We start from the raw sequence: 7,603 nt of genomic DNA, 5'->3' as shown, positions 1-7,603 counted from the left end.
CCGGGGCGGCGGGGCGCTCGGCGGCCGGGGCGGCGGCAACTGCGGGTGCCGGGGGAGCAGCGCGGACGATGGTCGGGGCCGCCGGCATCGGGGCGGTCTTCGACACGGTCGGTGCGGCGGCCGGCGTGCTCGTGGCAGCGCTCGCGGATTTGGCGGCTTCCTGGGCGGCGGCCTCGGCGGCGCGACGCGCCTCCTCGGCGGCGGCGAGGCGCTCCTCTTCCTCCTTGCGGCGGCGGGCGTCCTCCTCGCGCTTGCGGGCCTCGGCGGCTTCGCGCTCACGCTGCTCGGCGGCCTGACGCTCGCGCTCGGCGGCGGCTTCCGCCTCGGCGCGCTGCTGGGCCTCGGCCTCGCGGCGCTTGGCGTCCGCCAGGGCGGCGGCACGGGCGTTGCTCTCCTGCTCACTCAGTGTGCGCAGAACGACACCGTTGGCGGAGCGCTGGGCCTGACGCGGCGCGGCGGCGGGCGGCGGCGGCGCGACGCGCGTTGCGGGTGCGACGGGCGTCGTTTCGCGTGCCGGAGCGGCCGGTGCCGCGCCGATGACACGGCGCTTCACCGTCTCGACCACGACCTGCTTGGTGCGGCCGTGGGAGAAGCTCTGACGCACCGTTCCCTGCTCGATCGGGCGCTTCAAGGACAGCGGCTTCGAAGGGGGTCTCGCCTGCGTCTTGTCGCCCGGATTGTTCGTATCGCTCATTCAGTCCAAACCCTGAGGGTTTCCATCGTCCCGTGAACCGGCAAACTGCTGTGCGCCGGGTAAATCCGTCTTCTCAAGCGTCGTGCAGATCGGACGCGGCCTGCCCATCGCGGGCGGGACCGGCCTCCTCGGCCGTCGTCGCCAAACCCTCGAAGGAGCGTAGCCGACGCCAACGCGCAAGGCAGCCGGAACCTCCGACTCCTGCGACGAGAGCCGCGTGTATCACATGATCCCGACCCAAGGCCATGTCCAATTCCTCATTGGACAGGTCATCGATAACGGGAATGCGCGATATGGCACTGCCATGCCGCCGGTGCAATGCCGCGACGATCTTGCGGCGCCCGTCGGCACTGCCGTCGGAGGCCTGGATCACCGCCGCGACCCCGGCCTTGTCGCCGATCGCCGCCTCGACCTTGGCGAACCCCGCCACCACGCAGCCCGCCTTGTTGGCGAGCGCCAGCGACTGGCGCAGGTCCGCCCGCAGGCCCGCCGCGACCTGGTCGGCGAGGTCGGGCGCCGCGACCGCGTCCTTGGTCTTGAAGGCGCGCTGGAAGGCGCGGCGCTTCACCGCCTCGTTCACCACGGCGCGTGTCGGCGTGAGCCAGGCGCCGCGACCGGGCAGGCGGGCGCGCAGGTCCGGCACCACGCTGGAATCGGGGCCGAGCACGAAGCGGATCATGCCGGCGGGCGGTTGCGCCACGCGGGTGACGAGGCATGTGCGCAGGGCATTGCTGCGGCCCCGGCCGAGGCCGGGATCGAGCAGCGTGCTCGGATCCGGCTCGGGCGCCGGGTCGGTCGCGTCGGCGGTCTCGCCCGTCATGCGGCGCTGGATTCTCTCGGGTCTCGGTCAACACATCCCCGCGACCGGGTGGCCGCGGGGCGCAACGATTCGGCCGGCCCTCAGGTGGAGGCGGTCTCGTCCTCGGGCGTCTCGGCCTCGGCCTCGGCCGGCGCCTCGATCCAGCCCGCATGGACTCGGGCCGTCATCACCATGGCCTCGGCCTCGGCGCGCGAGACCTCGAAGCCGTCGAGGTAGCCCGCGTGGCGCTTGGCCTCGGGGCCGCGCCCTTCCGTGTAGCCCACGAGATCGTCGGTGGCGCAGCCGGCCAGGTCCTCGATCGTCTTCACGTCGTTCTCGCCAAGGGCCACCAGCATCGGCGTGGTGATGCCGTCGATCTCGCGCAGCTCGTCCTGCACGCCGAGTTCCTGGCGCTTGGCGTCGAACTCCGACTCGACGCGGGCGAGGTGGTCCTGCGCGCGCGCCTGGATCTCGGTGCCGCTCTCCTCGTCGAGGCCCTGGATGTTGGCGAGCTCGCCCGGCTCGACGTAGGCGATCTCCTCGACGTTGCGGAAACCCTCCGCCGCGAGGAGCTGGCCGACGGTCTCGTCGACGTCGAGCGCTTCCATGAACACAGCGGTGCGCTCGGCGAACTCCTTCTGCCGGCGCTCGGATTCCTCGGCTTCAGTCAGGATGTCGATGTCCCAGCCGGTGAGCTGCGAGGCGAGGCGCACGTTCTGGCCGCGCCGCCCGATGGCGAGCGAGAGCTGATCGTCCGGCACCACCACCTCGATGCGGTCGGCCTCCTCGTCGAGCACCACCTTGACGACTTCCGCCGGCTGGAGCGCGTTGACGATGAAGGTCGCCTGGTCCTCGGACCACGGGATGATGTCGATCTTCTCGCCCTGCAATTCGCCGACGACGGCCTGGACGCGGGAACCCCGCATGCCGACGCAGGCACCCACCGGATCGATGGAACCGTCGCGCGAGATCACCGCGATCTTGGCGCGCGAGCCCGGATCGCGGGCCACCGCCTTCACCTCGACGATGCCGTCGTAGATCTCCGGCACTTCCTGGCCGAAGAGCTTGGCCATGAACTGAGGGTGCGAACGCGAGAGGAAGATCTGCGGCCCGCGCACCTCGCGGCGCACGTCGAACAGGTAGGAGCGGATGCGGTCGCCGGGGCGGAAGGTCTCGCGCGGGATCATCTCGTCGCGGCGCACGATGCCCTCGCCGCGCCCGAGATCGACGATGACGTTGCCGTACTCGACGCGCTTGACGAGGCCGTTGACCACCTCGCCGATGCGGTCCTTGTACTCGTCGAACTGGCGGTCGCGCTCGGCGTCGCGCACCTTTTGGACGATGACCTGCTTGGCGGACTGGGCCGCCACGCGCCCGAAATCGAAGGGCGGCAGCGTGTCGGAGATGACGTCGCCGACGAGAGCGCCCGGATTGTAGCGCCGGGCCTGGTCGAGGGTGACCTCGCGGGCGTCGTTCTCCACCTGATCCACCACCACGAGGTGGCGCGACAGGCGCAAGGCCCCCGTCTTCGGGTCGATCTCGGCGTGAACGTCGGTCTCGGCGCCGTAGCGCGAGCGGGCGGCCTTGGCGATGGCCTCCTCCATCGCGTCGATGACGATGGAGCGGTCGATCACCTTCTCACGGGCGACCGCTTCGGCGATCTGCAGGAGTTCGAGCCTGTTGGCGCTGACGACGGCCATCGGTTTTCGTCCTTCTCTTCGTCTTGAATCTTGCGAGAGCCCCGCGCGCCGACAAGGCGCGAGCGACGGCTCCGGGCGTCAGTGAAGCTTGCCGTCTTCCTTCACCCGGACCGCCTTGGTGCGGACGGGCTTGGCCTTGTTCCGGGCCTTGATCGCGAGGCTCTCCTCGGTCTCGACCTTGACGGGCTTGGGCTTGGTGGAGGCCTTGGGCTTCAGCGGCCGCTGGACCTTCTTCTTGAGCGGGGCGGGGGCCGGCTCGGCCTCCGCCTCAATCTCCATATCGTCCGCGTCGTCCTCGTCTTCGTCCTCGTCGAGGACCGGCGGACCGCCCCGGCGGAGCGATTCGCGCACCAGCTCGTCGGTGAGCACGAGGTAGGCGTCGCCGAGATCGCGCAGGGGCAGGTCGATGCGGCTCGGCAGGCCCTCCTTCACGTCGGGCAGGTCGATCGGCACGGTGACCCCATCGGGGTTGGGCGCGCCGATGAGGCCCCGGAAGCGCTTGCGCCCCTCGAGCGGCACGGCCAGCTCGATCTTGGCCTCATAGCCGGCCCAGCGCGCGAAATCGACCGCACGGACCAGGGGCCGGTCGATGCCCGGCGAGGAGACCTCGAGGTAGTAGGCCTTGCCGACCGGGTCGTCGAGGTCGAGGAGCGGCGAGATCGCCCGGCTCACCGCCTCGCAATCGTCCACCGTCATGGTGCCGTCGGGCCGCTCGGCCATGATCTGCACCGTGCAGCCGTTGGCGCTCGACACCTTCACCCGGACGACGCGGTAGCCGAGGCCGAGGATCGAGGCCTCGATGACCTGCACCACCCGCGCGGCGACGCCCGTCTCGGTGATGAGGCGCTTCTCGGTGAGGTCGCTGTTGGGGTTGTCCGCCATGCTGCGCTTGAAGTCCGGCCTTGTCCGAGGCGATCCGGCGCGGGCGACGTTGCGGCAATAAAAAAGAGCGGACCCGGTGGGGCCCACTCCCGAACCGCAGTCTCACAACTGCAACCAGAACTGATGTTTTTGTAATTAGGCCGTTTCAGCGCTGGTTTCAAGCCGTTTCGCTTCCCCGACGCGCCGGTATCCTGAGGTGATCCCCACGAACCCCGGAGCCCCCGTCATGCCCAAGGATTTGCCCCCCGACCCGCGCCTGGGCCCCGATCCCGACGCCCTGCACCCGGTGCCGGACCACGCGCGGATCCCTGTCCTCCGCAACCTGCCCCTGCCGGACGCCGTCGCGGTCGGCGCCTACACCTATTACGACGACCCCGCCGGGCCGGGCACCTTCCTCGACAACATCCTCTCCCACTCCGCTTTCCTGGGAGACCGCCTGCGGATCGGCCGCTTCTGCGCGCTGGCAGCGGCGAGCGCTTCCTCATGAACGGCGGCAACCACCGCCTGGACGCGCCCTCGACCTATCCGTTCGTAATCTTCGGCGGCGCCTGGGCCGGGCGCTTCCCGGAAGAGACCACCTTTCCGAATCGCGGCGACAAGGGTGATCGGAAACGACGTCTGGCTCGAATACGACGCGACGATCCTGCCGCGCGTCACCATCGGAAACGGCGCCGTCGTGGCGGCGAAATCCGTGGTCATCCGCGACGTGCCACCCTACGCCATCGTGGCCGGCAACCCGGCCACCCTCGTGCGCCTGCGCGTGCCGCCGGAGATCGCTAAGCGGCTTCAGGCCGTGGCGTGGTGGGATTGGGACATCGCGCGGATCACCCGGTGCCTGCTTGCGATCAGTGCCGGGGATGTGGCGGCGCGGGAGCGGGAAGCCGCCGCACCGACGGACAACTTCGGCGGCCACGTCGGTACGGCCGTGGCACGCGAACAGGCATGACCGGACGGTCTCCCGTGGACCGTCGCTGCCGCCGCCTCACAGTCCATCCTGCAGGGGAAACGAGCTTTGCTCCCAGACCGTCTCGAGCTTCAGGGTCGTGATGTTTTCGAATTCCCACTGATGCAGGAGTGTCGCGAGCCCGCGACGATCCCGAGTAACCAAGGGTTCGTCGAGTTCGCAGAATCGGCTGGTGCGGCGCTGCAAGGGCGTTTCGGGATGTTCCACGAGGCCTGCGAGGTAGTCCTGCCGCACGCTGATCCAGTGCGCTCGGGCCGGCCCGATATGTCCGAGGCCGAGATGGGCGAACATCGTCCAGTCCCGGACGTTTTGATAGGTTCGCAGGAAGTTCATGTGGAGAAAGGCAACGCACTTCTCCATCGTGTCGAGGGATCGCAGCAGGCGCAGGGTCGCCTCGATTTGATAGATGAAATCTTCTGGAACGGTCGGGTCCGCGTAATTCCAATACGTTTGGCCCCAGTTCATATAAGCATGTTCGCCCTTTCGCGTGAGGGACTTGTGCATTGGGTGATAATCGACCCACCGGACTATGCTCGACCGCTCGATGGAATGGGTGATCCAATCCGGGTACTGGACTGGGTGAGCGAACGGAACGAAGAGGCACGGAATTTTCCATTCCAGTCTGAAGCAATGATCATCATCCATCTGAATTAGGATGCATCGCCCGAAGTGATGAACCGGTTTGACCCAAATACAATTGTCAATGATGGCAAGGTCGGGATTTCGGGCAAGCAAGGGTTCGGTCAAAAGAGCGATGCGCCGATTGGGTTTCATGACTCATCCATTTTCGGACGCGTTGAAGACATTGCTGATATTCTGCCATATCAATCAAGACTGCTCGTGATACTCCGTGAATTCAAACGGAAATGCGGTCTGAGCCCAGAGGTTTTCGATGCCGATGGAATGAGCATTTTCAGACTCCCAGCGCTTCAACAATGTCGCGAGTCCAACCCTGTCCTTGCTCATCAAAGGGACGTCGAGTTCGGACCAACGCGTTTCGATTTGATCGAAAAAAGGCATCAGTCCTTTTCGGGACCTTGGACGGTGTCGCTCGCGGACGCCGATCCAGATGTCTCTCGCAGCATCGAGATCGCCGGCTGCGAGATCCAGCATCATCGGCCAATGCTCGATCTGTGACATTCGCTTGATGCTGTAGGAACGCAGGAAAGCGCTGCATTTTTCCAACGTGTCGAGGGATCTCATGAGGCGAAGCGCGCCTTCGACTTGCAAAATCAGATCGTCTTGCAGAGAATCATCGTCGTATTCCCAAAGTCCGGTTCCGCTATGAAATAAGATATTTTCGGTTCTATAAAGACTGGGTCGAGAGCGAGAGATCGGATCATTTGCGGGCCTTATGGTTGACCGACCAATCCTGTCATCGAAAGCTCCGGGGTTGGGGCCGATCCAGAGTGCCGGCGTGAATAATGGCGACAGATGCCACGACAAAGTGAAGTATTGACTTTTCCCTCTCCGAAAATGGATGTGTCGTCCGAACTTGTGGATCGGCTGCAGCCAGAGCGTGTCCTTTCCGACGAGTGCGAGGTCGGGATTCCGCTTCAGAAGCGGTCTGACGAGGCGCTTGACCTTGGCCGCCGAACTTACTGGCACACCCATCCTTTTTCTTCCGCGAGACGCGGCTTGACCTGTATGATGACGATACCCTTCGCATAGGGATAGTATAGTCTGGCGACATGAGCGAGTTGGAAAGCACGGGTGGCCGTCATCTCCGCGGCGCCGGTCTTATAGTCGTAAACGCAGACCATATTCTGCGGCGTCCGTTCATAAAGATCCAGACGTAAAGTGCCTGCTCCACCATAGCGCGCTTCTTTGTCCGTACCATCGAGCGACAACTCCGCTTTCATATCCGGGTCTTCCAAAGTTCGATAATATGCGGCAAGGCCACCATGAAGGGCATTTCCGAACTGCTGAGGTGTGAGCTTCGGAAGGCGAGCTTTGATATCTGCGGCCATTTCGTCTGTTTTCAATTGTACTTCTCCACTACGTGGACAAGCCGCAGAAAGGCTGCTTTCGCTCAAGCGGTCAACCCAAGGGGTCGGTAAGCTCACCTCGTCTTCGGGATCGAACTCATAGCCCTGGGCGGTCATCCCGAGAGCGGTCCCGAAACCATCCTTGCGCGATCGGAGAATGACGAACAGAAGCGCTGCAGCTTCCATCGTTGCTGCGACGGCCGGTGCAACGAGGAAGGGAACGGCTGGCAGGAAAGCCGGCTGGACCATCGCTTCCGCGGCGATCCCCGATGGCGAGAACGTCGTCCGCGACAGAACCTTGCCCGACTGCCCGTCGCGGATCGTCTGGGTCTCGCCCGCGTTCTCGAAGATCCGACTCTCGCCGTCGGGCGTGACGACGGTGTGCTGCTCTTCCCAATCGTCGCGTCCGGACCGGACCCGGAGGGTGAGAACCTCGCCACCGCCATCCAAGAGGGTGCGTTGCGGATCTGCCGAATCCGGTTCGGCCGCGTCGAGCGAGGCCCAGCGCCCGCCCCCGCGCGGCAACCGGTCGATCAGGCTGCCGCCCGCGCCGCCGCCATCCGGCACCCAGCGCCC

At 65.9% G+C, this 7,603-nt stretch carries 7 protein-coding genes and 1 pseudogene; 1 reads left to right on the top strand and 7 read right to left on the bottom strand.

Annotation, left to right across the window (positions count from 1 at the left end; translation table 11 throughout):
* From JWQ05_RS10300 to rimP, 4 genes are all read right to left on the bottom strand, one after another.
* Positions 1-694: translation initiation factor IF-2 associated domain-containing protein (locus JWQ05_RS10300; protein WP_299658264.1), on the bottom strand; the 694-nt coding region annotated here is incomplete at its 3' end.
* A 73-nt stretch (positions 695-767) separates the two neighbouring features.
* Complete coding sequence (locus JWQ05_RS10295) at positions 768-1,514, bottom strand: RNA-binding protein (RefSeq protein ID WP_299658262.1); 747 nt, start codon at positions 1,512-1,514, stop codon at positions 768-770.
* Between the two features lie 80 nt (positions 1,515-1,594).
* Entirely contained in the window at positions 1,595-3,193 is a 1,599-nt protein-coding gene (gene nusA / locus JWQ05_RS10290) for a transcription termination factor NusA (RefSeq protein WP_299658260.1), read from the bottom strand.
* Positions 3,194-3,271: 78 nt separating this feature from the next.
* On the bottom strand, positions 3,272-4,075 hold the full coding sequence (gene rimP / locus JWQ05_RS10285; RefSeq protein ID WP_299658258.1) for a ribosome maturation factor RimP: 804 nt from the start codon (positions 4,073-4,075) through the stop codon (positions 3,272-3,274).
* A 226-nt stretch (positions 4,076-4,301) separates the two neighbouring features.
* Here rimP and JWQ05_RS10280 point away from each other — a divergent pair.
* Positions 4,302-5,021 (top strand): annotated as a pseudogene (locus tag JWQ05_RS10280) (CatB-related O-acetyltransferase).
* 36 nt (positions 5,022-5,057) lie between these two features.
* Here JWQ05_RS10280 and JWQ05_RS10275 read toward each other — a convergent pair.
* The 3 genes from JWQ05_RS10275 to JWQ05_RS10265 form a co-directional block, all read right to left on the bottom strand.
* A complete protein-coding gene (locus JWQ05_RS10275) occupies positions 5,058-5,813 on the bottom strand; it encodes a hypothetical protein (protein ID WP_299658256.1) in 756 nt (251 codons plus the stop codon).
* Between the two features lie 54 nt (positions 5,814-5,867).
* The gene (locus JWQ05_RS10270; RefSeq protein WP_299658254.1) at positions 5,868-6,653 is read right to left on the bottom strand and encodes a hypothetical protein; all 786 of its coding nucleotides are present in this window, start codon (positions 6,651-6,653) and stop codon (positions 5,868-5,870) included.
* On the bottom strand, positions 6,638-7,603 hold a 966-nt coding region (locus tag JWQ05_RS10265; protein ID WP_299658252.1), incomplete at its 5' end, for a hypothetical protein. The genes JWQ05_RS10265 and JWQ05_RS10270, both read right to left, overlap by 16 nt.

It is taken from the genome of Methylobacterium sp. (assembly GCF_028290105.1).
In the GTDB taxonomy this organism is placed as follows: domain Bacteria; phylum Pseudomonadota; class Alphaproteobacteria; order Rhizobiales; family Beijerinckiaceae; genus Methylobacterium.
Note: the sequence above shows the minus strand (reverse complement) of the source record. Positions and strands in the feature narration are given on the sequence as shown.

Excerpts from the sequence above, each read along its gene's own strand:
- JWQ05_RS10295 (WP_299658262.1), bottom strand. The coding sequence starts at position 1,514 with ATGACGGGCGAGACCGCCGACGCGACCGACCCGGCGCCCGAGCCGGAT.
- nusA (WP_299658260.1), bottom strand. The coding sequence starts at position 3,193 with ATGGCCGTCGTCAGCGCCAACAGGCTCGAACTCCTGCAGATCGCCGAA.
- rimP (WP_299658258.1), bottom strand. The coding sequence starts at position 4,075 with ATGGCGGACAACCCCAACAGCGACCTCACCGAGAAGCGCCTCATCACC.
- JWQ05_RS10275 (WP_299658256.1), bottom strand. The coding sequence starts at position 5,813 with ATGAAACCCAATCGGCGCATCGCTCTTTTGACCGAACCCTTGCTTGCC.
- JWQ05_RS10270 (WP_299658254.1), bottom strand. The coding sequence starts at position 6,653 with ATGGGTGTGCCAGTAAGTTCGGCGGCCAAGGTCAAGCGCCTCGTCAGA.